Source organism: Desulfatibacillum aliphaticivorans DSM 15576, assembly GCF_000429905.1.
Lineage (GTDB): Bacteria > Desulfobacterota > Desulfobacteria > Desulfobacterales > Desulfatibacillaceae > Desulfatibacillum > Desulfatibacillum aliphaticivorans.
In genome coordinates this window covers 42566-67450 of sequence record NZ_AUCT01000031.1, presented here as the reverse complement: position 1 = coordinate 67450, position 24885 = coordinate 42566, and the positions used below count along the sequence as shown (strand labels likewise).

The window sequence follows — 24885 nt, the reverse complement described above, 5'->3', positions numbered from 1 at the left end:
GTAGTGGTGTTGATAATCCAAACATGGGAGGATAATCCATGAAGAAGTTTATATGGGGAATTGTCGCGGTTATGTTGCTTTGCATGGCCGCCGGATGTTCCGGCGATGAAGACAACAAAGGATCTTCCGCTGCAGCTAAAGAAGTGAAGAATCCCATGCAAACGCAAGTCAACGCGATGGATAAAGCGGCGAAACTGTCGCACGACCTGTCCGCGCAGCAGCAGGCCAATCAGGCGGAAATGGACAAAATCTTAGAGGAATAAGCCATGTTGGGCGCCTGGCTGGGGCATCGATAGCCTTAATCAGCCAGGAGCATCAAAGCGGAGAAGCCAATTATAGCATGATAGTGGTTAACGACCGAGTAAGCCTTAACGAAGAGGAGATTGACTACGAGTTCGTCAGGTCTTCAGGCCCCGGCGGACAAAACGTAAACAAGGTCAGCACCGCCGTCCAGTTGCGGTTTGACGTCGCAAACAGCCCATCCCTTCCCGAAGACGTCAGGGCCAGGCTGGAAAAGATAGCGCACAACAGGATTTCGGCATCAGGCGTCTTGTTGGTTGACTCCCGGGGAACCAGGAGCCAGCTTAAAAACAAGGAAGAAGCCCTGCAAAGGCTGGTCCGGCTTATTGACATGGCATGCCGTAAGCCCAAGGCCCGGAAGAAAACCAGGCCGACCCTGGCTTCCAGGCAGCGCCGGCTGGACTCGAAAAAGAAGAGAGCCCGCAAAAAGCAGTTCAGGGGAAAGGTGTCTTCCTGGGATTGATCCCCACTATTAACAGGAGTATGTTGGAATGAAACGTTATATCGCAATCCTGGCCCTTGCCGTATTGGTCGCCTTGGCCGCCTGCACCGAGAAGGCGGACGTCGGCCCTTTAAGCATTGATTTTGTCCATGACTATCAAAAAGGCCTGTCCATGGCCAAGGAACAGGGCAAGCCCATCATGCTCGTGTTCGAGGCGGATTGGTGCGGCGCATGCCAGGAATTGAAAAGCACGGTGTTCACGGACAAAAGCGTGGGCGAGGCTTCCAAAAGGCTGATCAATATTTCCGTGAACGTGGATAAGGATAAGGAGAGCCCCAACCAATACCAGGTGCGCTACATCCCCGCCGTCTTTTTTCTCGATCCCTCCGGCGCCAACGTTATGCCCTATCAGGGCCCCAGGACTCCTGAACATTTCATAAAAATGATGAACGCTTTCGGAGACCGCTTTTCTTCCTGACGGAATTTTTCCCCTACCCGTTTTCCACCCCTCATGATTTCGCCATGGGCTTTCCCCCAAACCGGGAAAGCCCTTTTTTCGTTCGTCCTGAAAAGTCGTCATCCCAGCAAGACCCGGTCTGCTTTTTATGACCGCCCAGCAACCCCTATTGTCATCCCGCCGCCGCTCTTTGTTCGTGACAAATAAATGATAATGATTATTTTTTGCGTGTAAGAAGAGGCAACATGAAAAAATTCAGGCAGCCAAATAAAAAAAAGGAGCGACCCATGAATACTTTAATGACCATCATATTAGCGGGGGCGATGCTCCTGGCGTTCGGCGCCGGCGGCGCAGCGGCTCAGGGGCGCCTCCAAAAGGCCACTTTTGCCGGAGGCTGCTTTTGGTGCATGGAAAAGCCTTTCGAGCAAATAGAGGGCGTGGAAGCCGTCATCTCCGGCTATACGGGCGGGGACGTGACAAACCCCACATATGAACAGGTGTCTTCCGGCGCCACCGGGCATCTGGAATCCGTGGAGATCCATTTCGACCCGGACAAGGTGAGCTACGACCAGTTGCTGGAGGTGTTTTGGCGGCAGGTCAACCCTACGGACGAAGGGGGCCAGTTTGTGGACCGGGGCGAGCAATACGGCACGGCCATATTTTACCATTCGGAAGAACAGCGCCTTGCCGCGGAAAGATCCAGGAAAGCCCTGGATGAGTCCGGCCGCTTTGACAAGCCCGTGATCACCCCAATCCGGGAGGCGGGCGAGTTTTACCCGGCCGAGGATTACCATCAGGACTATTATAAAAGGAACCCCTTTCGCTACAAGATTTATCGTTCCAACTCAGGCCGGGACAAGTACCTGGAAAAGGTTTGGGATAAGGATGCAGCTCCCCCTGAAAACAAAACCTCCGGCAAGTACTTCAAGCCGGCGAACGATGTTTTGAAAAAGCGACTGACTTCCCTGCAATACAAGGTCACCCAAAAGGAAGGCACCGAGCCGCCTTTTAAAAACGAATACTGGGACAACAAGAAGCCGGGAATTTACGTGGACATAGTATCCGGCGAGCCTTTGTTCAGCTCCGCGGAAAAATACGATTCGGGAACGGGCTGGCCCAGCTATTACAAGCCCCTGGAGCCGGAGAATATTGTGGAGGTGGAAGACAAGAGCCTGTTCATGACCCGTACGGAAGTGCGGTCCAGGCACGGGGACTCCCATTTGGGCCACGTGTTTGACGACGGCCCTCCGCCCACCGGGCTGCGATATTGCATCAACTCAGCGGCTTTGCGCTTCATCCCCGTCACTGACCTGAAAAAGGAGGGGTACGGAGAATACCTCAAGCATTTCGGCGTTTCGGAGGAATAGAACTTTCTCTTTTTTTTTAGCTTCTTAAGCCTCCTTTTTGCGCCCGGCTCCCCTAAGGGGCCGCGGGCGGAACAAAAAGGACCCGCAGCAGCCTCTGGGGCAATTTGTCCCAATATTTCTGCCATATCTCCCGCCTTTTTGAAGGGAAAAGCAATCTTGCTACTTGTTTTTCCCTTTTCTTTTGGATAAAATCCTGAAAAACTATATGGAAGATCATGGGCCGCCGGTGAACGCCTGATAAATCGCCGGGAATAAACCGGGAAGCATGGCGGCCAAAGCATTCTTTTCACCGTTTTTCAGGTCATTCGGCTTAAAAGCTGATTGGCGCCAGGAGGTAGGCAGTGAAAAATCTGAAGGGGCAGTTGGTATTGATCACCGGAGCGGGAAGCGGCATCGGCCGGAAAATGGCCCACTATTTCGCCAGGGAAGGCAGCAGGCTGGTTCTTGCAGCCACCACCATGGCGGGGCTTGAAAAAGTCGCTTCGGAAGTGGAGGAATTGGGCGCCGAGGCCCGCCCCTATACCGTGGACGTCTCCGACCGCGAGCAGGTTTACGCCATGGCCGGGGAAATTAAAAAGGATCTTGGCAAGGTGGACGTTCTTGTCAACAATGCGGGCGTAGTTTCGGGCAAGCCTTTTCTGGAGTGCGAAGACGAGCAGTTGGAAAGAACCTTGTCCGTAAATGTTCTTGGCCATTTCTGGACCGTCAAAGCCTTTCTGCCGGACATGATAGAAGCCAACCACGGACACATCGTCACCATGTCCTCCTCGGCGGGCTGGATAGGGGTCAACTCACTTGTGGATTACAGCGCATCCAAGTTCGCCAATGTAGGCTTTGACGAGGCCATTCGGCTGGAATTGCGTAAAAACGGCGTCAAGGGCGTGGGAACCACCTGCGTATGCCCCTTTTTCACGGATACGGGCATGTTCGACGGCGTAAAAACCCGGTACAGCTTCCTGCTGCCCATCCTCAAGGAGGACGAGGTGGCCCAACGGGTCGTAAAAGCCGTGAAAAAAGGCAAGACCATGCTTAAAATGCCTCCTTTCACCCATACCATTCCTCTTTTGCGCGTCCTCCCCACCGCCGTGATCGATTTTCTGGCGGTTCATTTGGGGGTCACCAGCTCCATGGACGAATTCCGAGGCCGGGTCCATTAAGGTCCGGCGGACTAGTATACAAAAAAGCCCGTTTCGCACGACAAAGCGAAACGGGCTTTTTTTCTTTATAGGCCGGCGCCATATCCGGCATTTCCATCAAGAACCTCCCGCTCGTCACTCCTGAACGTTTCTATCAGGAATCCAGAGACCTCCCGCCCGTCATTCCCGAGTGTCTTTATCGGGAATCCGGCGTCTCAACTTCTTCTTTTTTCAAACCACGGAAAACACGGAACCCACGGAATGGAATATTTCCGCGCCTTCCGTGCTTTCCGCGGACGACGGGTAACGGGTAGCCCAGGCAGAGCAGTATCCTGCCTGGGTCGCAAAGCGACACGTTGTTCGGTCGCATAGCTTTTAACGCCTGACAACCAGCACGAACAGGCTGTGTTTCCATTGCCTGAAAAAAGGATTTCCTTGGTCTCATACTAAGAATGTCGGGTCGCTGCGCCCAGACTCCTCATCTTTTAAATGCGGATGCGGCGGAAAAACCTTTTAGGTAATCAATTTCAAATACACCGCTTCGCGTGACGGTATCTACATAACAACTTGAATTTTTGGTGGTTTTGTAGGTTGGGTCACGCGGAGCCCGATGCTGAATTAAATTTTCGGGTGCGCTTTCCCCGTCCGGGTTACTGTGAATTCCTTTGCTTCAACGCGAAGCGACCCGACATGATTTTTGGGGATGTTTCGAGAGTGCATGAGATGTCCCCTTAAACCTCTTATGCATTCTCTTGATATACTGATAGCCCTTCTTTAAACGCCTTCTCATAAAACTGGGATACATCTTTGGGGGCGTCATGAAAATACTGGCCTTGATCTTCTTCTACAAGTAAATAGTTGTACAAATACAGAACGCTTTTTTTTGCAAAATCCAGTTTAGGTATTTGAACTTTTTCAAATGAATCCAGATGGGCCACATACTTGTCTCGATAGATTTTCATCTCCTTAATATAATCTTCAAATGCGTCCTCTGTCAGTTCCAAATTCTGTAATAATCCATCAAGAAAGGAATTTGGATCTGAGACAACTTTTCTCCAGCAATGTTTACCCCTCAGGTCGCCAAATAGTTTGCACCATTCTATAACGCAAATATCAATGAAATTACCATTCACACCCTTCCAGAATTGAGTTTCGATTATAAGAGATCCTCCGCTCCAGCCAGCTCTATAATAGGCCATATGTCGAAGGCAGTAGAGGCAGAGTCTTACAACATTTCGAAGTTTATTCCTTTCCATGGGCTGTCTCCAGTTCCCGAGATTGACAATAACATTAGATGCATTTTACCGACATCCGTCAATCACTCATGAATTTCACATGATATTAAGAATCATAGGCGTCGGATCTATCAGAGATAACATATAGTATTGAAATCATATGCGAAGCAACCCGACAAGAAACTTATGTTCCCATGTCATACTAATTGTTCCACATATTTATTCAAACTTCGCCTTCCACTCCGCTCGTTTTTCCTTGGACCATTGGGTGCAGTAGGCCGGCTTGAAGCTCATGACAAGCTGCATGCAGGTGTCTCCGCAGGAGGGGCTGCATGGGATGATTTCGTCCTCCCGGTCATGGCGAACTTTTTCCAGCCAGCCGGGATCCGCCCACAAAGGTCGGGCAAGGCCTATGAGGTCGGCCTTGCCTTCCAGCAGAATCCGCTCTGCAACGGCGCCTTCCTGGATGCGGCCCGCCGCGATCACCGGGATCTCCACTTCCTTTTTCACGGCCGCGGCCAGATCCACCATATAGCAGGGCTGGATGGATTTGATCAGCACTTCGGGAACCATGAAGGATTCCCAGGAGCCGCCGGAAACCGACAAATAGGCCGCGCCCGCCTTTTCCAGAGCCCGGGCGTAGGGCAGGGAGTCCACCAACTCCAGGCCTTCGGGCAGCCATTCGTGAGCCATAAAGCGAAAGCCCACGGGCATGTCGCCCACGGCGTCCCGGACCTTTTTCAGGATCTCCAGGCCGAAGCGCATGCGGTTGTCCAGGGAGCCGCCGTACTCGTCGGTTCTCCGGTTTACCCAGGGGGATATGAACTGAGAGAGAAGGTAGCCCGTGGCGCCATGAAGCTCCACCACGTCAAACCCCGCTTTTTTCGCCCTGACGGCCGCTTCGGCGAACTTGTCCCCCACATGGGCTATGTCGTCCTTGTCCATCTCCTTGTAGGTGCGGCCCAAGCCGAAAGTATCTATATTGGTGGGCGACAAGGGATTGGTCACTACGGAAAATCGGCCCGCATGGTTTAGCTGGATGGCGGCGACGGCGCCTTGGGACTTGATGGCCTCGGCCAGCTTTTCCAGACCGTCCAAAAAGCAGTCGTCGTCGGCCCGGAGGGTTCTGGCGCCTCCTCCGGCCATGGGGTGGTCTATGGAGGTGCTTTCCACCACGATCATAGCGGCCCCGCTTTGGGCCATGAGGGAGTAATGGTCCAGGACCATCTGGGAGACCTCGCCGGTTTCCTTGGCGTATCCCACGTACATGGGGGGCATGACAACGCGGTTGTCCAGCTCCAGGCTTCCTATTTTCAATCCGGAGAACAAACGGGAGTGCATGGCTGCTCCTTTCATTTTATCGGGCGTGATTTTCAGCGTCCATGATAGCACGGGAACCGATTCGCCAACAAGTCCAAGCCTCAATTGACCGCCCGGAACATTTTTTTTCTTGTACACAAAAATGCATGATGTATAGTTTGAAAAAATATACCCAACTGCATGCAGGAGGAGTCCGTGAAAGAAACAGTCCGGTTTGTCAGCTTATGCCTTATGTCAGCGGTTTTGGCGGCCCTATGGGGCTGCGCAACGGTCCAGCAAACGGAACCCAAGGCCGGAGCCCGGCTTGAGGAGCCCCAGGCGCAGGTCCAGGCCCCGGCGCCCAAACCGGTCGAGCAGGTCCAAACGCAGGCGGTCCAGCCCAAGAAAAAGGCGGCTGCGTCCGCCGACGCAGCCGCTGCAAAGAAGCAAAAGACCCTGGCGGCGATCCGGTCCATGTCAAAATTGGGCGACATGGCCTTACAGCACCTGACCGAAATGAGCACCATGCGCGACAGGGACGTGCGGCTGGCCGTCATCGACGCTTTGGGCGGCATTGACAGCCCTTGCGCCTTGGACCCCATCATCACCGCCCTGTCCGACGACGACCGCATGGTCCGCGAAAAGGCGGTCACCTTCCTGATTTATCGCGGCCCGGAGTTGACCCGCGTCCACGTGGACAGGCTGACCAATATTATGCGCAACGCCCATAAATGCTGGCCCGATCCCGCCATGGATGGCGCAACCATTTACGCCTCCCATTTCGCCGGCAAGGTATTGTCCAAGGCCGAATCACCGTTCATCAGCCCGGAGCTGGCCCGGGAAGGGTACGAGGCCATGGTGCATTATTAGCCGGGACGGCCGCTATTTTTGGCTCGACTCCCATTTGTACAGTTTTTGGGCCTCGAACCAGGCAATGAACGGATACAAAAAAGGCAGGTATCCATTGGCTATCCGTATGCTGTTGAACAAGGACGATGGAAAAATCGAGTCCTTGTCTTTTTGGATTCCCCGGACGATGGCGGCCGAAACCTTTTCCGGCTCCTGGCTCGGCCAGGGCACGGGCGTGCCCGACCCCGCCTCCTTGAAAAAGCTGGTCCTGGTGGCAATGGGGAATACCAACTGAATCTTTTGATCCTTTGCAAGCTCAAACCGGTAGGCCGTTGCAAAGCCCCGGATAGCGGCCTTGGTGGAGGAGTACAAGGAATAGCCGGGCAGCGACAAAAAGCTCATGGCGCTGGCCGTCACCACCACCCTGAATGGGCGGTCCTTGTTGATTTCCTTCATTTTTTCCGCCGCGTAAAAGCTGGAAAACACATTGGTCTGGTAGATTTTTTCTATGTGCTTCCAGTCGGGGTTGTTGATCCGCTCATAGTAGGCGAAGCCTGCATTGGCTATGTAAATGTCAATATTGCCCCATTGCTCGAGGGCGAAGTCAAAGAGTTCGTCCATTTTTTCCGGATCGGAAATATCGCACGGAAATTTTACGACGTTGGGGTGGTCGAAATCCACTTTTTCGATGGTTCTCGCCACGGCTATGATTTTGCAGTCAAAGCGGGTCAGACGTTGAAGAAGATCCAGGCCAATGCCCGAGGAAGCCCCGGTCAAAATGATTTTTTTTCCATTGATATCCACAGCGCACCTCTTCCTTTTTTTGAATCCCGGACCGGCGGCGCCGGCCCCATGCGCCCGGGCGAACCTGGCCCGGCGCAATGGAAATTACGTTGTGGGGGGTAACGATTTGTCTGTTCAAATCCGAAAAAAACAAGGGATGGTTGAAGGCGGGCCCTGGCGCGGCTCCCCCAAGGCGGGGTTTTCGCCGACGATCCTTCCGCTTATAATGAAAAACTTACGAGCTATACCCCCTCCATACCTTGCAGTTTTTAAGATTCTATGATCTAACTCCTCAATCGGCGAAAAATCAAGGAAAAAGGAAGAAAAAATGGACGGGTTGCAGGATTTCACAGCTAGGGTTGAGGCCTTTAAGCAGCATATTCTGCCTGCCAGGTCTGTTCTTATTGCGGTTCACGACTATCCTGATCCGGATTGCCTGGCCTCCGGGTTCGGCCTGGGAAATCTCCTGACTTATTGGGGGGTTGACCGTTGGGAAATCACCCATGGCGGCTTTGTGGGCAGGGCCGAAAACCGGATGATGATGCAGTTGCTGGACATCAAGACAACCCCCTTCGCCCTGATCGACCTGCAGGGCTTTGATAAGATCATTATGGTGGACTCCCTTCCGGGCGGGGGGAACGTGTCGCTTCCGGAGGACGTCAAGGTCCACGCCGTGTTCGACCACCACGGCGAGGCGGATTTTCTGCCCGACTCCTGTTTTAAGGAGGTGCACACCCAGATAGGCGCCACCTCCACCCTGGTCGCCCACTATCTGTTCGCCGCCCAATGCCCCCTTTCCCTTAAATTGGCCACCGCCCTGTTTTACGGCATAAAAACCGACACTCAGGACATGGCCATGGACGTTTTGCCCGAAGACCTGGTGGCATACCGGAGGCTCTTTGAACTCATAGAGCACCGCTTGCTGGCCCAGATAGAACACCCTCCCAGGAACATCGACTTCTTTAAGACCCTTTACCGGGCTTCTGCGTCCTTTTCCGAAAGCGCCAGGGTGGGCCTGGTCTACCTGGGCAGGGTCAACACCCCGGACCACGTGGCGGAAATGGCGGACTTGTTTCACAGCCTGGAGGAATCGGAGTATACCGTTAGCTGCGCATTTTATGAGGACGGCCTGTTTTTTTCCATCAGGTGCAAGAAAAACCGCAATGCGGGAACTCTGGCCAAAAAGATTGCAGGCGCTTTCGGGTGCAGCGGCGGCGGGCATGAAAGAGCCGGCGCAGGCCGCATTTCCGTGTCCAAGGAGCAGGAGGAGGAAAAGCTCTGCGCTTTTCGCAAGGTGGTGAGAAAACACCTGGGCATCGAGGGCTCGCAGATAATCCCTTTGGTGGATCGTAAATTGTAGGTGACGCGATTATTCTTCCATAAGGCTTCTTATGGCTTGTGACAGGATATCCAGGTTGCGCAAGGGCTTGTAAAAAACGTGCTCCTGTTTCATGCCGATGTCGAGCAGGATGTTTTGGGGGTAATAATCGTCGGAGCCTGTGTAAATGATAAACTTCAAATGGCTTTGAATTTTCTTCGCCTCCAGCACCACCGTATCCCCGTCTATCCCGGGCAAGCGCATATCCACGATGGCCACGTCAAAATGCTCCTTGGCGGCAAGGTCCAACGCCTGCTCCCCGCTTTCCGCGGAAACCGGCTCAAAACCCTCGTCCTCCAAAAAATTGACAAGGCTGTTTCTCACTGGTTCATCATCGTCGACAACCAGCACCTTTACGTCTATGGTCATCGCACATCCTTTCCGAATAGAGTGGCTTGACAGGGCGGATCAAACAAAATTGCCGAAGCCGATTATCGAATACATGTGGAAGCGCTGTTTCATTACGTGTCCACGCTGGTAATTAGATTACGGCGCCGTTAGGGCTTTTGTCAACCAATCGGCGGTGTAAGAGCCTTCAGGATGGACAAAGGCGCGACGGCCCTGTATGGCTCTGTCGGCGCGACTCCGGCCGGGCCAAAGGGTGGGGCCGCCTTTAAGCGTTAAAGAATAATGAAGATTGTTCAGCCTCCGGTGAAATGCTTGTACTAAGGACGCCGATAAGGTACATTACAGCCATGATAAAAACCGAATACGATCACATAGCGCCTTATGTCACAAAGGACCAGACTTTAATCCGCGAACTGCTGCATCCGGCCGTTCACGGAGAAGGAAGGACCAGCCTGGCCGAGGCTGTTCTGGCGCCGGGGCTGGTAAGCGAGCTTCACCTGCATGAGGCGACGGAAGAGATCTATCATTACACCCAGGGACGCGGCGTTATGACCCTGGGCGTTGAAAAGCTGGACGTTCGCAGGGGAAGCACGGTGCTCATCCCGCCCGGAACCCCTCATCAAGTTGAAAATACGGGAGACGGGGACATGCGCATTCTCTGCATATGCTCGCCGCCGTACTCCCATGAAGATACAAAATTGCTGCAGCGCACTCCATGAAAGAGTTATCAGGAGGCGCGCCCTGCATGCCCGCAGTTTGAGGAACCTATGCTACAAATCAAGTCTGTTTTAGTCGTCTTTTTTCTGTCCATAGCCTGGATTTTCCCGGCCGCATCCCAGGCGGCCAGCATGCCTAACGGCGCTGACGCCTCCTATAAATGGAAATTCGCCACCCTCGCCCCCAGAGGCGTAGGATGGGCTCGCCAAGTGGAGGAGGTCCTTTTTCCCGTTATCCTGGAGGAATGTGAAGGCGACCTGTTCGTCAAAGTCTACTGGGGCGGGGTGCTGGGGGAAGACGCGGACGTGGTCGCCATGATCAAGAGCGGACGATTGTCCGGGGGAGGCTTCGCCGGTCAGGGCGCAACCCTGCTGTGCAAGGAGTTCGGCCTGTTTGAACTGCCGTTTTTGTTCAACGACTACGGCGAGGTGGACTTCATCAAGGAAAAAATGCAGCCCGTCCTGGATGAGGCCGCGGCCCGCAACGGGCTAAAGCTCTTTTTATGGAACGATCAGGATTTTGATCAGATATACTCCACCCGGCATCCCATCGCTTCTCTGGAAGATACGAAAAAGGCCTCCTTCATAGCCTGGTACGGCCCCATGGAAGAGACCCTTTTACACCGACTCGGCGCCAAAACCGTCAAGGTGGAGGTCTCGCGGGCCGCATCCGTCTTGCGCCAAGGCGAGGCCGACGCAGGCATCGCTCCCGCCATCTGGGTGGCCGGAACCCAACTTTACTCCATCCTCCGCTACGTCAATCCTATTAAAATCCGTTACTCTCCCGCCCCCATCGCCGCTTCCATGGAGGCCTGGAACACCTTGCCCGAGGAATACCAGACCGCCTTGTTAAGCCGCCAGATGGAATTGCAGGATAAATTCTGCCAAGGCGTGCGGGAGGACAATGAAAAAAGCATTAAAGCCATGCTGCAATACGGCCTTAAGGAAGTCCGGGTGAGCCCCAGGAACCTGGAAAGCATGCGGCGTCAAGCCCTGCCCGTGTGGAAAGAAATGACCGGCGTCATGTATTCCCAGGAGCTGTTGGATGAGGTCCAGGCTCACCTGGAGGCCTATCGGACCCCCACCCCTTAAGCGGCCCCGCACCTTGGAGGCGTCATCATTCTTGGATTTTTTGTCATCTTTATACCCCTTAAACATGTTCTGTTAAGTGGTTTTTTATGGATTTTATTGAACTGTGTTAAAAACCTTGATTTAATCCATTTCACAGCCTATTGTACTAGCCAAACAATAGAATATTTGGTATTTTATTCCAGAGGGCGGCATGCTAACGACGGGCCAGGAAACAGCCGGGGCGTCATCCCGGACAATGGACTTCAACCCCGTTACCTTGCGCTTTACAGGCAAGGATAAAGCACTGGAGTCGCTTTTCCTGGACGAGTATTTTGAAAAGTCCCTGAGCCAGGCCAGGGGATCGCTCTACCTGATTTTGTTTTATTACCTTTTTTTCGGCTTGCTGGATTCCCGGCTTCTGGCCGATTCAACGGTCAATGCCGTATTCACCATCCGTTTTCTGATCGTCGGCCCCATCATCACCCTGGCTCTTTTCCTCACCTATGCAAAGTTTTTTAAGCTGGTAATGCAGCCGGTGCTGGCCGCGGTCATGTTTATTACCGGGGCGGGCATCGTCATGGTTCTGATCATCGCTCCGCCGCCTCTCAACTTCGCCTATTATGTGGGGCTGATTCTTGTTTTCATCCATGCCTATACATTCACGAAAATCCGTTTCATCTGGGCCTCCCTGGCCGGGTGGGGGCTTGTGATCCTTTACGAAATCGTGACGGTTTGGGTGATTTACACGCCTGCCGCCATTCTAATCGGTAACAATTTTCTTTTAATCTGCGCCAGCGTGGTGGGCATGCTCACCTGCTATTCCATGGAATATTTTGAGCGCAAGAGCTTCTGGCTGAACCATCAACTGCTTACGGAGCACGAAAAGGTTAATCAGGCCAATCAGGAACTGGAGCAGGAAGTGGCCCGGCGCACCCAGGAAATCACCCGCGCCAATCAGGATTTAAGCCTGAAGATCGAGCAGAATCTCCGCATCATGGAGAAGTTGAAGGAGTCCAGGGATTTCGCCGAAAGCCTCATCAAATCTCTCCAGGACGGCCTAGCCGTATTCAGCCCCGAGGGGAGGCATTTGGAAGTAAATCCGGCCTTTTGTCATATGACGGGGTTCTCCCGGGAGGAAATCCTGGACATGTCCCCTCCCCATGCATACTGGGCGCCTGAGGATAAGGCCATGCTGACCCGGGCTTTCGCCAATTCTTCGGCCGTCAGCAGGCCTTCGGGAATGGAAACCGCCCTGGTGCGCAGGGATGGAACCCGGATTCAGATTCTCATAAGCCTGTCCCCCATCCGTCATGAGGGCGAAGATTTGACCGGCTACGTGGTCACCTTCAAAGACATTAACGCCCGGAAAATGGCCGAGCAGGCTTTGGCCCACAGCGAGGCCCGGTATCGGGCCATTCTGGCCAGCATGGAAGAGCTTTATTTTGAGCTGGACTTGTTCGGGCGCTTCATCTTCGTGAATGACGCGGTCATGCGCTTTACCGGATATTCCAGGGAAGAACTGCTGGGCCTGGAAAAAGGATGGTACAACCTGACCATGGATGGGGACCGGATGTTTGGGGCATTTTCCACCATTTACGCTTCGGGGCAGACGGCAGTACTGGAGGATTTTCCCGTCCTGGCCAGGGGCGGAACCGAGAAATTCGCCCAAATTTCCGCTTACCTGATGAGGGACAAGGAAGGCAACCCCATGGGGTTCAAGGGCCTGGGCAGGGACATCACCGAATCCATGGCCGTCGCCCGAGAGAAAAAGCTCCTGGAATCCCAATTGCGCCAATCCCAAAAAATGGAGGCCGTGGGCACCCTCGCCGGCGGCATCGCCCACGATTTCAACAATATCCTGTCAGCCATTATGGCCTACACCGAGGCCATGCTCATGGAGCCCGACGACCGGACTAAAAACGTGACTCGCCTGGAACACGTCAAAAAGGCCAGCCTGCGGGCCCGGGAGTTGATTCGCCAGATTCTGACGTTCTCCCGCAGCACGGAGCACAAAAAAACGCCCGTTTCCCTGCCTTTTGTCACCCGGGAAGCCCTCAAGCTGCTTCGCGCCTCCCTGCCTTCCACCATCAAGATTCAATATCGCGCCGAAGAGAAAATGGGCCGGGTCATGGCGGACCCCACTCAGATTCATCAGGTGCTCATGAACCTTTGCGGCAATGCGGAGCACGCCATGCGAAAAAACGGCGGCGTTCTGGATGTTTCGTTGGATACGGTTTTCCTGCCGCCGGGAGAGGCCGCGCCCCATGTGAACCTGTCGCCGGGGAGATATATCCGGCTTTCCGTGGCTGACACGGGGCAGGGCATGTCCCCTGACGTCAAAAAACGAATTTTCGACCCCTACTACACCACCAAGGAAAAAGGAGAGGGCACCGGCCTGGGGCTGGCCGTGGTCCACGGCATAGTGGAGGCCGGGCAGGGCGCCGTCACCGTGGAAAGCGAAGTGGGAAGAGGCGCGTGCTTCAGGGTTTACCTGCCCGAAACCCTGGAAAAAGAGGAAATTCAGGAGTCCGCAGCCGGAGATGTGGCCGGCGACGAAACCATCTTGCTGGTGGACGACGAATCCGATCTTCTGGATTCTTACACGGCCTTGTTTCGCCACTACGGATACCATGTCTCGGCCCATCAATGCAGTTCCCAGGCCTTTGCCCGGTTTATGAGCGGCCCGGAACAATTTGACCTGGTGGTTACTGATCAGACCATGCCGGAATTGACCGGCCTGGAATTGGCGGCCAAGATCATGAAGGTGCGCCCCGGCCTGCCCGTAATACTGTGCACCGGATACAGCAGCGACGCCGGAGACGAACAGTCCTTCGAAAAAGCCGGCATTCGCAAAATGATCATGAAGCCTTTCGCCTTTGACGAATTCATGAAGGACGTCCGCAAGATCCTGGACGAGGAAAAAGCAGCGCCCGCCAAAAAATTCAAAAAGCCGTCCTCCGGCTCAGGACGCCAAGGAGCAAGAGTTGCAGGCAGTAAAGATCCCTGGCCTTCCTGATTCTGTGTGCATTTCAGCTTTCCCTTTATATGCTTTTAGTCCCATCCAACCGCCTCCCTCCACGGGGATGACGGAGAGCGCCGGCCGTGCTGAATTCCTCAGTTGCTTTAAAACGTTTGAAATCAGTATTGCCCCTGAAAATTATTTCAAGTCCGGCAGTTGGGGAGGATGATTTCACGGAGACACGATCCTTATCTCAACATCATAACCGGTGAATTTTTTCGCCCATACAGAGATAAATTCATGTCCCCAGAATTGCAAAAAATCAAGCGCCGCCGTTATTCACACTGGCTAAAGGATAAAGCAAATTGTCAGCCAGCCAGGACACCACGGGCACGGCCAGGCCGTCGCCGATCAGGTGATAGGCTTCATTGTATTTTTGGGGCAATTGGTATTCGTCGGGCAGGCCCATAAGCCGGGCAGCCTCTCGGGTGGAAATCAGCCGGGTGGAAACGTCCTTGCCGTTTACGATCATCAAAATCTGCCGGCTGGAGCCGCCCGCCGGGGTGCGCAGGCATCCGCTGATCTGGTCGAACCGCACCTCCGCCCTTTGCACCCGGTTTCCGTCCGAATCCTTGCGGGTTCTTTTGTAGACAGTCCCCACGGTCAGCTTTCCGGATTTTTTCGCCGCTTCCACCTTGCTGATATTGGCCTCGGACATCATGGCGAGAATGCGTTTCGTCTCCTCCTGCGCATGCACCGAGACGCTTTCAGGAGCGTCTTCAATCAGGTCGGCCAGTTCAACCTTTCTCGGCTCGGGCCTGGGCAGATTCCACCAAATCCAATCCGTTTTAGTGGAAGCCGGCAGAGAGTCATACGCCTGCGCCGTTTTGGGCGTATGCCAGAATCCGTCAGGCCCTTCCCGGCGCAGGGATTTGGGGATGAGGAGGTTCTTTTTGCAGGCGACGATAAACAGCCTGGGACGGGATTGCGGCGTGAAATGCACCGCGTTCATAACCAGGGGGCCGAAGCGGTATCCCGCGCTGCTCAACGCCTTGGCCAGAACCTTGAAATCCTCGCCCTTGTTGGAGCTTAAAGCGCCCACCACGTTTTCCAGGACAATAACCGGAACGCCCCGGCCCAGGGAGTCCAGTTCTTTCATGAGATTCCAAAACGGCCAGAAGGTTCCGCTGCGGGCGCCTTGAAGCCCTTTTCCGTTCCCCGCCAGGGACAAATCCTGGCACGGAAAGGAGGCCCAGGCCAAATCCGCGTTTTCCCTGAGGTCGGCGGGAGTCGCCTCCGCCACGTCCCGAACGTCCACCCTGGGGGCGCCGCTGTGGTTGATTTTGTAGGAGCGGGCTTTTTTTGCGCACCATTCATTGGCGTAGACGCATTTCCATTGAGGCCCCAAGCCAAGGCTCGCCATGCCGCCCCCGGCGAAAAACTCGTAAAATCGGAACGTGTCAGGCATGGGCTTTAGTCCTCGAGGAAATCCCGGATGATTGTTTCTAACTGCTCCCCGTCTTTGATCTGGCATTCCCAAATAACGAGAACTCGCCAGCCGTCGTTTCCCAGGGTTTCGATATTTTTTTTATCTCGCTCCATGTTCCGGTCCAGCTTTTTGTCCCAGTATTCCGTGTTGGACGCAGGCCTGTTGGACGCCGGGCATCCCTGGTGCTGGTGCCAAAAGCAGCCATGGACGAAGATGATCTTTTTTCGCCCCGGAAACACAAGGTCGGGCTTGCCGGGCAGGTCTTTTCTGTGAAGCCGGTATCGAAATCCCAGTCGAAAGACGGTGCGTCGCACGATCCATTCGGGCTTGGTGTTTTTGCTCCGCACCTGCTTCATGGTGTGTTTTCGTTGTTTTTTCGTAAGGTTATCTGTCATAGGCGTCTGGGGTAAAAGTACATAATTTTTTGAAATTAGTCAAGAAAAGGGCGAGGGAGCCGCGTAACTATCGGGCCCAGCAAGCGGCGCCCCTACGGCGAGGAGACCCAGCAACTGCAAGCGCGGGGACCGTGCGACTATTTTGACTGTGATTCCTGCGAACGCAGGAATCCGGAGTCCTTGTTTTTTATGAATTCCGGCTGCGTCCGCTCTCCCGGCATTTTTGTAAAAAAAAACGATGGGTTCCCGTTTCCGGAATTTTGTCATGATGATTGCAAACCGCCGCAATCATCCCGCCAAAACCCCTCCACGGGAATGACGGACTGGGTTGGCGGAGTGAGCGCATATTGCCATGGGAGGCCGCGAGGCTGCCCAAAACGTTTTCGAATAAGGATTTTCGCCCGCCGGTCATCCCCAATTCCAGCGCACTTTCCTGGCCGCACATTTTGTTGCTAAAGCAACCCAGGCATCAAACTGCGATGCCTGGGCCACCCTAAAAACCGCTGGCGCCGCATAGGTTGCATTTGACTCGTAGCGGCAGGCCCCTGTGCCTGCCATAGGGCGCGCTTTGCGCGGTTCAAAATCTTTTAGTGATTTTGCAGCCAAGGGTGGAAGATTCAGTTGCCCTTTGCTTTTTGGCGTTTCCCTTTTTGTCGAAAGGTGTTATGAAGCCATGCTCTTTTGAGGGCCATGGAGGCGGGGCAGGGAGTAAAGAAGTGGAGCACAATAACATCGTAACAGCCGCTGGGGATCAGCCGGGCAAAGGGCTCGCCCTTGCCTATCTGGCCATATTCGCGGCAGTGGTTTTTTGGGGATTGTCCTTTGTGGCGTCCAAGATCGCTTTGGAAACCATCCCCATATTCACTCTGATTTTCATCCGGTTTTTTCTGGCCGCGCTTTTGTTTACAGGGATCTGGCTGAAGACCGGCTTTCCCCGCCTTCTTAAAAAGGACTGGATAAAAATAACCTTATTGTCCTTGTTCGAGCCGGGGTTGTATTTTTATTGCGAAACCAAAGGCCTGAGCCTTACTTCCGCTCCCAAGGCCTCCCTGATCATTGCCACCATCCCGGTTTTTGTGCTGGTTGCAGCCGTGTTTTTTCTTAAGGAAAAAGCCAGCAGGCTGAACTTCATGGGCGTGGCGGTTTCGTTGATCGGCATTGGGATTTTGGTGGCCGGGGGCCGGGAGATCGAGTGGTCCCTGTCCGGGGAGATGTTGGGCGACGCCCTGGTTTTCGGAGCGGTCATCGCCGCCAGCATATACATTATCATGGCCAGGGATCTGGGGCTGACCCATTCGGCTCTGACAATCACGGGCCTGCAATCGCTATTCGCCGCAACCCTTTATTTGCCCGCCTTTATTTGGGAATTTCCCCAGGTGAAGTGGGAAGGCCTGACCTCCCATTCCTTGTGGGCCTTGTGCTACCTGGTGATTTTCGCCACCTGTGCGGCTTTTTTCTGCTGGAACTACTCCCTGACCAAAATCCGGGCTTCCTCGGCTTCGGTGTTTTTGAACGGAATTCCCGTGGTCACGGCCCTGGCCGCCTGGGTTTTGCTGAAAGAAAGCCTGAACGCCGCGCAGATGAGCGGCGGCGCGCTCACCCTCATCGGCGTTTACATGGCCAACATGCGCAGATGAAGCTGCGTTAAAACAGCAAATCCAGGTACCAGGCGATCTCCAACCGATTTTTGTATTTGATTTTTTGTTGGGCCAGGTCCCCGGCCGTTATTTCCGTCGCCAGGTTCTCGACCCTCTGCAGAAAATCCTCTTCCCTGTCCATGCAAATTGAGGCGTCGTCCATAAAAGTCAGGTTTTCCGACTCGATGTAGGACGAACGCAGGGACAGGTTAAAAGAGCCCACCGCCGCCATCTTGGAGTCGAACAGGTATTCCTTGCTATGGCAGTAAGGCGCCGCCTTATCGCCGGGCTTTCCGTTGACCGTATAGATTCTCGCCCCAGCCTTCAGCAGGTCCTGCATATTGTTCAAACTGATGAAATAGCCGGCGCTGAAATACAACTGGCTGGAAGTCTCGTATGAGTTGGTCAGGATGCGGACGTCCACGCCTCGTCCGGCGGCGTCCATGATGGCGTCGCACAACAGGCTTTGAGACAGGGAAAGGTACTGGGAGGTGATGTACAGGCTTTTTTCGCTGGCTCGAATGCTTTGGATCAGGGCGTACAGGGCGGCGTAATCCTTGTCCCAGGGCTTGCTTTGGACGAACATGGCCTCCTGGTCCCCTAAAACCTGGTTCCGGACGGTCAAATCCATGGGCGCCCTGACTTCAGGATTGGTGCGGCCAAGCTCCCGGTAGTTAACCAGGAAGCCACCCTGGATTTGATCCACCACCGGGCCTTCCAGATACAGGTCCAGGTCGGTCCAAACGTCAAAATATTGGTCCTCCAGGTTGCGCCCTCCCACAATGGCCTTGGCGCCGTCCACCACCAGGATTTTTTCATGCACTGCGTGGTCCAGCAGGGGCAGGGCGGGCAGGCCGCCCGGGCCTTTGAAAATTTCCCGGATGTCCTCGGGGGGGCTCCGGTCCGGTGAGATCACGCCTTTATCCTCCAAAACTCTGGCAAGCCAATGGTCGGGAGGCCCCTTGCGGGCGTTATGTCTTTGGGCCAGGTCATTGGACGAAACCAGAATCAGATTCACGCCCCGGCCCGGGCTCTTGGATAAAAAGTTTTTCACCACGAACTCGCCGGGCTTGTTTGTGGAGAGCTTCTTTTCCGCGTTTTCCAGCCACTTTCCCACTAGCTCATCCAACTCCAGACGCAGGGCGCCGGAAGGCGACGTGGGCAACTGGCTGCCTGCATTGAGGATGATGTTAACCTCCACCCCCTGCCTCGCCTTCCTTAAAAGAAGCTCCATCAGGGCGCCCTGGGCCGCGTCTTTATCAAAGGTGTAGCTTTGAAGATTGATCTGGCGGGTCGCCTGCTCGATCAGCTCCATGCGTTTGGCCAGGGCGGCGGGGCCGTCGTCCAGAACCTGGATGACGTTTCCCGGGGCGAAATTGCTGTTGCCCGCCCTTTCCAAAAGGGTTTTGAATTCCGAAGAGCCGATGGCCGGGAAATCGTCCGGCCTGTGAAACACAACCTTAAACCGCGTCATACCCTGGCCCTGCATCCCAATGGAGTCCTCAGCCCGAAGGGGCGTCCAGTAGGTTCCGCAGTCGGCCAGGGAGTCCACCAGCAGGCTGCCTGTGTATCGGCCCTCTCCGGAAGGAAGGGTGCACCGGGGATCGGAACGCAGATAAACGTCCTGAAAAGTCGCCGTATGCCCCATGAGCGCCCGGACTGATTGAATGGAGCAGTTTTCGTTGGGCGAAAACACGGTGCAGGAAAACTTAATCCGGTTGGCGCCCGTATTGGGAACGGCCTCGGGAAAGGAATCGGCGTCCTTAACCACCACCGGGGAGGGGGCGGATCGCTCTGACAGCAAATTTCCGATAATGGGGTCGGCATAGGAGTCGTTGTTCAACAAACACAAAAAACACCATGCAAAAAGCGGTAAAACTATTTTTAATATTTTGATATCATATACAATATATCTCAACCTAAAGGCCCTCCGGAATGGCTTTTCCTTGCCTGGTAATGGTTCGCAATGCCTTTTGTGCCAAAATCATTAACCCGCCAATGCAAAAAGGTCCATTTGTTTTATCCGTCGTTGAATGTATATATTATGGATAACCGGCGTCCGGGGGTGGAGCGTTCGGCTCAACAAGCGTCCAAGGCCTTGGCTCCGAGAAAGAAATTAAGCGAGCCTTCGTTCGTTTTTTCAGAATTCGCTTGCGCATTTTTCCAATTTCTTTACAATTGCCCCAAACAAACCACCCCCCGAACACTTTTACAAGGAGTTTAGTATGTACGACTATCTTTTCTCTCCTATTAAAATCAACAAGGTGGAAATCAAAAACCGGATAGCCTATCCGGCATTGGGGGTGCTGTACAGCTATGACGGCTGTCTAAACGACCGTTATTACAATTTTTTCAGGGAGAGGGCGGCGGGCGGCGCCGGATTGGTGACCGTCGGCCCCGTGGGCGTGGATTTTATCGGGTCCGGATTCATCGTTTTGTCCCTGGCTTCCGACGAGGCGGTTCCCGCGTTTACCAAACTGGCGGACGTGATTCACGAAGCGGGCGCCAAAGCCTGGGTTCAGCTTTTTCATGCGGGGCGCTACGCCCATCCCATAGCAATCAACAATGAGCAGCCTTTGGGCGTGTCCCCGGTTTTCAGCCCCTATTCCAAGGCGACGCCCAAGGAAATGACCCTGGACGAGTTGGCGGGAATCCAAAAGGCCTTTGTGGACGCCGGAGTGCGGGCCAAAAAGGCGGGGTTTGACGGCGTGGAGATCATCGGGTCCGCCGGATACCTCATCACCCAGTTTCTTTCTCCCACGACCAACCTCCGTACGGACCAGTACGGCGGGTCTTTTGACAACAGGGTGCGCTTTCCCAGGGAAGTCATTGAAAAGCTGAGAGATGCGGTGGGGCCTGATTTTCCCGTAACCATCCGCATGGCCGGCAATGATTTCATACCCGGGGCGAATACGGATGTGGACATGCCCGCCATCGCCCAGGTTTACGAAAAAGCCGGCATCGACGCCATTAACGTCACCGGCGGCTGGCACGAAACCAAGGTGCCTCAGCTCCCCATGGATCTGCCCCGCGGGGCGTTCGCCTTTTTGGCGGCCAATGTAAAAAAGGCGGTCAATGTGCCGATCATGGCGTCCAACCGCATTTCCGAGCCGGCTTTGGCCGAGAAGATCATCCGGGACAATTGCGCGGACATGGTCAACCTGGGCCGGGTGCTGATTGCCGACCCGGAATGGCCCATGAAGGCGCAAGCGGGCCGGGAAAAGGAAATCCGTCCCTGCGTGGCCTGCAACCAGGGCTGCACGGACCAGGTTTTTTCGGGCCAGCCGGTATTTTGCGCGCTCAACGCCAGGGCCAGCTTCGAAGGCGAGCGGATCTTGAAGAAAACCGACTCCCCCAAGAAGGTCATGGTCATAGGCGCCGGCCCGGGCGGGCTGGAAGCCGCTGTTACGGCGACCATGGCGGGCCACAAAGTCGCCTTGTATGAGAAAAGCGACGACATCGGCGGCCAGTTATGGCTGGCGGGGGCGCCTCCGCATAAGCACGAGTTGTTTGAAATAATCCGCTATTACCGGGCCATGCTGGAAAGCCTTGAAATCGAGCTGCACCTGAACACGGAAGTAGATGCGGAGCTTATCAAGGCGGCGGCCCCGGAGTACATCATCGTGGCCGAGGGCGCCGAGCCCTTGATTCCGCCCATTGACGGAAAGGATGATCCCTGCGTGTTGAACGCCTGGGACGTCTTGAAGAACGATCCCCCCCTGGGCCCGGAAGTGGCGGTTGTGGGCGGCGGCGCCGTGGGCTTGGAGACCGCCATGTTCGCCGCGGAAAAAGGCACGCTCACCCCCGAAGCCGTGCATTTTCTCATGGCTTACGATGCGGTCCCGCCGGAACGCATCAAGAAGTTCATGTTCGAAGGCTCGTCCAAGGTGACGGTTTTTGAAATGCTGGACAAATCCGGCAAGGACGTGGGCCGGTCCACCAAATGGGTGCTGATGGACAACACCCGGCGTTTTGGGATCAACATTCTCACCAGCGCCAAGGTGCTTTCCGTAGCCGGCGGGCTGGTGAAGTTTGAAGTGGACGGAAAGGCCATGGAAAAGCAGTTTGACAACGTAATCATGGCCGTGGGCTCCCGGTCCGTAAAAACGGTTTCGAACATGGTGGAAGAGCTGGATATTCCCTACGCCGTGATCGGCGATGGCGCAGCCCCGGGAAAGATAGACGGAGCCGTGCACGGAGGTTTTTTGGCGGCCATTAACATTTAACAAGCTGAGTAAATTTATTGTGCGAATGGGGTAGTTAGGCTGTCATCTATGTTGCACCAGGCGGTTTGGATATAGGCCTGTTTGGTTAGTACGTATTGAAAGCATGTTGTTTTTGCAAAAGTTCGTGTGAAATTGCAATGGGCGCATCGTGTTATTCAAGACGGTGCGCCCTTTTTTTATATGCATAGGGCGGAGGCCGCCAAACAGGGTTTTGCGCCCTTCATCTTGCATTCATCCCCAACTTGATGAAATAAATAAGGAAAGGTTCCATCCCGTGAAGAAAAGCCTCCGCATCAAGTTCATGCTTCCCGCCGTGCTCGTCGCATTTGTTTTTTTAAGCATTATCGGCGCCATCAACTATTTCAAACTTAGCACCGTGCTTGTCAAAAATTCCGAGGCGCGCATCTCCAGCCAGGCGGCGTCCTCAGCGGCCCATTTAGGCTCCTGGGTGCGCAGAAACACGTCTGAATTGATTCGCCTTTCCAGGCAGGCCCATTACCGCAATTCCCTCAAAGACAATTTTTTGGGGCAGGCGTCCAGAGAGAGCGTGACCGAGGATTTTGAAAGCCTTGTGGAGTTGTACCCTTTTTTTGAACTTGTCACTTTACGGGATGTTGATGGAACCCCCATCGCCTCTGACGACATGGAGGCCGCGATCAAATATGCAGATTCCGGGAAAAAAGCGAATGTGCTGATTTCCAATGAGAAATACATAATATATCAGGCGATGAAAAGCCCCCTGTCCGGGCTCCCGGTGATTCCAATTCAAGTGGGCGTGGAAAACGGCTCCCTAAAGGGCTCCCTGACCGCCAATATCAATTTGATTTTTTTCCGCAGCCGATTCATGGAGAAGGAAAAGACCGTGGAAAGCGGACACGCCTTCCTGATCAATTCCCAGGGGCTGGTCCTCACTCACCCGGATGAAGGTCTTGATTTTACGCTGAATCTTACCGATATCGGCCTTGATAAAGGCTTCTCAGGCAATGAGGACGCAATTTATCATAATATAGTGCGGGAGGAGAACGGGAAGAAAATCATCTACACTGCAGCCATCACAAAAGTGAAGGGCACGGACTTATTCGTGGCGGTCAACGCCCAGGATCGTGAGATCCTCAAGGGCGTCAGGATTATGGCCAAGTGGGTGATCGGTCTAGGTTTGATCCTTATGCTGCTCATCGCTCTGGGGATCTGGTTCTTCCTGGAGTTTTCCATCCTGAAGCCCCTGAAGACCGTGCGCGACGGCCTCAAAGACGTGGCTCAGGGAGCGGGAGACCTGACCCAAAGGATAAAGATCGCCAATCAGGATGAGGTTGGCGACCTGGCCTCGTGGTTTAACACCTTCATGGACGCCCAGCAGGACATGATTAAGGAAATCATGGACTCCGCCCATTATCTGGCCAATCTCACCTCTCAGATTTCCGGCGCCGCCTCCCAGTTTGCAGCCAGCGCCGCCCAAATGGTCGCCTCGGTGACGGAAATCAGCACAACCGGCGAGGAAGTCAAGGAAACCGTCCGCCTCTCCAGCGGAAAAGCCGAAGAAGTGGCGCAAACCGCGGAAGCCACGGAAAAAGTGTCGCAAGGCGGGCTGTCCGCCACGGCCAAGACCTTGGACGGCATGGAGCGCATTAGAGCGGAAATGGAATATGTGGCCGAAAGCATCGTCAAATTGAGCGAGCAGACCCAGAACATCGCCGAGATCATCGACGCCGTGAACGAATTGGCCAATCAGTCCAATCTGCTTTCCGTCAATGCTTCCATAGAAGCGGCCAAGGCCGGCGACTTCGGCAAGGGCTTCGCTGTAGTGGCCCAGGAGGTCAAGACCCTGGCCGACCAGTCCAAGCAGGCCACAGAGCAGGTCCGGAACATTCTTTCAGAGATCCAAAAAGCCACAAGCGCCGCCGTCATGGCCACGGAACGAGGCTCCAAAGCCGTGGATGAGGGCGGCATGCTCTCCTCCGAAGCCGAGGAAGCCATCCGCAGATTGTCCCAAAGCTCCTCGGAATCCGCCAAGTCCTCCCGGCAAATCGCCGCCTCCAGCCACCAGCAATTGGCCGGCATGGAGCAATTGGCGCACGCCCTGGAAAACATAAAACAGGTGTGCGAGCAAAACATGGACAGCGCCAGGCAGCTGGAGCAGTCCACCGGAAGCCTGAAGGAGCTTGGGGAGTCTTTGAGCAATATGGCTAACCGTTTTCAGGTGTAACCAAGGCGGTTTTTCAGCTCCATAAAAAATGCAGATAGAAAAATAATGTTTGACATTAGTGTTTAGATGCTATACGCTTCCTTCATGAATACGAACGCGAACAAGCCGACGCCGTTCTCCCTGATCGGAAAATTCATGAAAGCCGTAAAGATCTGGCAGGACCTGGAAAAACAGCCCAGGAAGTTTGGCATAGAACAGGACTTGCACAGCGCTGAAATCCATATGATAGAAGCCGTGGGCCATCATGCGGGGGTGAGCGTGACCGATTTGGCGGATTTTATGGGCGTTACCAAGGGGGCGGTGTCGCAAACCCTTAAAAAGCTGGAAGCCAAAGGGCTTGTGGACAAGATTCCGGATCCGGATAACAGCTCCCGCTTGCTGGTTCACCTGACGTCCAAAGGCAAGGTGGCTTTTTTCGCCCATGAGCACTGGCACGAGACCATGGACGGAGGGTTTAAGGACTATTTTTTCGGCATGCCCGAGGAACAGTTGGTTTTTTTGGACGAGTTTTTGGACAAGCTGATCGAGTTTTTCGGGCAGCGCGGTTAAATTTTTTTGCAAAAAGCGTATACCTACTAAACAAAGGAGCCTACAC

At 54.4% G+C, this 24885-nt stretch carries 21 protein-coding genes; 14 read left to right on the top strand and 7 right to left on the bottom strand.

From position 1 onward, the window contains the following. The first annotated feature begins 38 nt into the window (after window positions 1-38). The 5 genes from G491_RS0122800 to G491_RS0122775 all read left to right on the top strand — a co-directional run bounded on the left by G491_RS0122800 (window position 39) and on the right by G491_RS0122775 (window position 3723). Window positions 39-263, top strand: coding sequence for a hypothetical protein (locus G491_RS0122800; RefSeq protein WP_028316188.1), 225 nt, complete (start codon window positions 39-41; stop codon window positions 261-263). A 77-nt stretch (window positions 264-340) separates the two neighbouring features. Beyond that, on the top strand, window positions 341-763 hold the full coding sequence (gene arfB / locus G491_RS0122795; protein ID WP_028316187.1) for an alternative ribosome rescue aminoacyl-tRNA hydrolase ArfB: 423 nt from the start codon (window positions 341-343) through the stop codon (window positions 761-763). 28 nt (window positions 764-791) lie between these two features. Beyond that, complete coding sequence (locus G491_RS34495; protein WP_051327468.1) at window positions 792-1220, top strand: thioredoxin family protein; 429 nt, start codon at window positions 792-794, stop codon at window positions 1218-1220. Between the two features lie 266 nt (window positions 1221-1486). Further along, window positions 1487-2566, top strand: coding sequence for a peptide-methionine (R)-S-oxide reductase MsrB (gene msrB / locus G491_RS0122785; protein WP_028316186.1), 1080 nt, complete (start codon window positions 1487-1489; stop codon window positions 2564-2566). A gap of 341 nt (window positions 2567-2907) precedes the next feature. Further along, window positions 2908-3723: an SDR family oxidoreductase gene (locus G491_RS0122775; RefSeq protein ID WP_028316185.1), complete on the top strand. Its 816-nt coding sequence runs from the start codon at window positions 2908-2910 to the stop codon at window positions 3721-3723. 719 nt (window positions 3724-4442) lie between these two features. Here G491_RS0122775 and G491_RS0122765 read toward each other — a convergent pair. Then, window positions 4443-4958, bottom strand: a complete 516-nt coding sequence (locus G491_RS0122765; RefSeq protein WP_028316184.1) for a hypothetical protein — start codon at window positions 4956-4958, stop codon at window positions 4443-4445. Between the two features lie 198 nt (window positions 4959-5156). Then, window positions 5157-6329: an NADH:flavin oxidoreductase gene (locus G491_RS0122760; RefSeq protein ID WP_248635483.1), complete on the bottom strand. Its 1173-nt coding sequence runs from the start codon at window positions 6327-6329 to the stop codon at window positions 5157-5159. A gap of 123 nt (window positions 6330-6452) precedes the next feature. Between G491_RS0122760 and G491_RS34490 the strand changes: the two genes are divergently transcribed. Beyond that, window positions 6453-7106: a HEAT repeat domain-containing protein gene (locus G491_RS34490; protein ID WP_028316182.1), complete on the top strand. Its 654-nt coding sequence runs from the start codon at window positions 6453-6455 to the stop codon at window positions 7104-7106. A gap of 12 nt (window positions 7107-7118) precedes the next feature. Here G491_RS34490 and G491_RS0122750 read toward each other — a convergent pair whose 3' ends face one another. Beyond that, window positions 7119-7889, bottom strand: coding sequence for an SDR family NAD(P)-dependent oxidoreductase (locus G491_RS0122750; protein ID WP_028316181.1), 771 nt, complete (start codon window positions 7887-7889; stop codon window positions 7119-7121). Window positions 7890-8196: 307 nt separating this feature from the next. Between G491_RS0122750 and G491_RS32090 the strand changes: the two genes are divergently transcribed. Further along, window positions 8197-9228 (top strand): DHH family phosphoesterase, encoded by a 1032-nt coding sequence (locus G491_RS32090; protein ID WP_051327467.1) that lies wholly within the window; start codon window positions 8197-8199, stop codon window positions 9226-9228. Between the two features lie 9 nt (window positions 9229-9237). On the opposite strand, the gene G491_RS0122740 is transcribed toward G491_RS32090, so the two are convergent. Then, window positions 9238-9615: a response regulator gene (locus G491_RS0122740; protein ID WP_028316180.1), complete on the bottom strand. Its 378-nt coding sequence runs from the start codon at window positions 9613-9615 to the stop codon at window positions 9238-9240. A 326-nt stretch (window positions 9616-9941) separates the two neighbouring features. Here G491_RS0122740 and G491_RS0122735 point away from each other — a divergent pair, with 326 nt between their 5' ends. The 3 genes from G491_RS0122735 to G491_RS34485 all read left to right on the top strand — a co-directional run bounded on the left by G491_RS0122735 (window position 9942) and on the right by G491_RS34485 (window position 14397). Next, window positions 9942-10313, top strand: a complete 372-nt coding sequence (locus G491_RS0122735; protein ID WP_035219883.1) for a cupin domain-containing protein — start codon at window positions 9942-9944, stop codon at window positions 10311-10313. Window positions 10314-10361: 48 nt separating this feature from the next. Continuing rightward, a complete protein-coding gene (locus G491_RS0122730; protein ID WP_028316178.1) occupies window positions 10362-11402 on the top strand; it encodes a TRAP transporter substrate-binding protein in 1041 nt (346 codons plus the stop codon). A gap of 190 nt (window positions 11403-11592) precedes the next feature. After that, window positions 11593-14397, top strand: a complete 2805-nt coding sequence (locus tag G491_RS34485) for a PAS domain S-box protein (protein ID WP_084511648.1) — start codon at window positions 11593-11595, stop codon at window positions 14395-14397. Between the two features lie 265 nt (window positions 14398-14662). Here G491_RS34485 and G491_RS0122720 read toward each other — a convergent pair whose 3' ends face one another. Together G491_RS0122720 and G491_RS0122715 are read right to left on the bottom strand one after the other, a co-directional pair. Then, window positions 14663-15808, bottom strand: a complete 1146-nt coding sequence (locus G491_RS0122720) for a DNA cytosine methyltransferase (protein WP_028316177.1) — start codon at window positions 15806-15808, stop codon at window positions 14663-14665. A gap of 5 nt (window positions 15809-15813) precedes the next feature. Next, complete coding sequence (locus tag G491_RS0122715) at window positions 15814-16224, bottom strand: very short patch repair endonuclease (RefSeq protein ID WP_028316176.1); 411 nt, start codon at window positions 16222-16224, stop codon at window positions 15814-15816. Window positions 16225-16940: 716 nt separating this feature from the next. Between G491_RS0122715 and G491_RS0122705 the strand changes: the two genes are divergently transcribed. Further along, on the top strand, window positions 16941-17861 hold the full coding sequence (locus G491_RS0122705; RefSeq protein ID WP_028316175.1) for a DMT family transporter: 921 nt from the start codon (window positions 16941-16943) through the stop codon (window positions 17859-17861). A gap of 7 nt (window positions 17862-17868) precedes the next feature. On the opposite strand, the gene G491_RS0122700 is transcribed toward G491_RS0122705, so the two are convergent. Further along, window positions 17869-19707 carry a phospholipase D-like domain-containing protein gene (locus G491_RS0122700; protein ID WP_169829503.1) on the bottom strand — a complete coding sequence of 613 codons (1839 nt, stop codon included), beginning with the start codon at window positions 19705-19707 and terminating at the stop codon, window positions 17869-17871. Between the two features lie 379 nt (window positions 19708-20086). Here G491_RS0122700 and G491_RS0122695 point away from each other — a divergent pair, with 379 nt between their 5' ends. From G491_RS0122695 to G491_RS32075, 3 genes are all read left to right on the top strand, one after another. Continuing rightward, a complete protein-coding gene (locus G491_RS0122695; protein WP_028316173.1) occupies window positions 20087-22087 on the top strand; it encodes an oxidoreductase in 2001 nt (666 codons plus the stop codon). A gap of 274 nt (window positions 22088-22361) precedes the next feature. After that, a complete protein-coding gene (locus G491_RS34480; RefSeq protein ID WP_084511652.1) occupies window positions 22362-24290 on the top strand; it encodes a methyl-accepting chemotaxis protein in 1929 nt (642 codons plus the stop codon). A gap of 135 nt (window positions 24291-24425) precedes the next feature. Beyond that, window positions 24426-24839, top strand: a complete 414-nt coding sequence (locus G491_RS32075; protein WP_015949436.1) for a MarR family winged helix-turn-helix transcriptional regulator — start codon at window positions 24426-24428, stop codon at window positions 24837-24839. The last annotated feature ends 46 nt before the right edge of the window (window positions 24840-24885 follow it).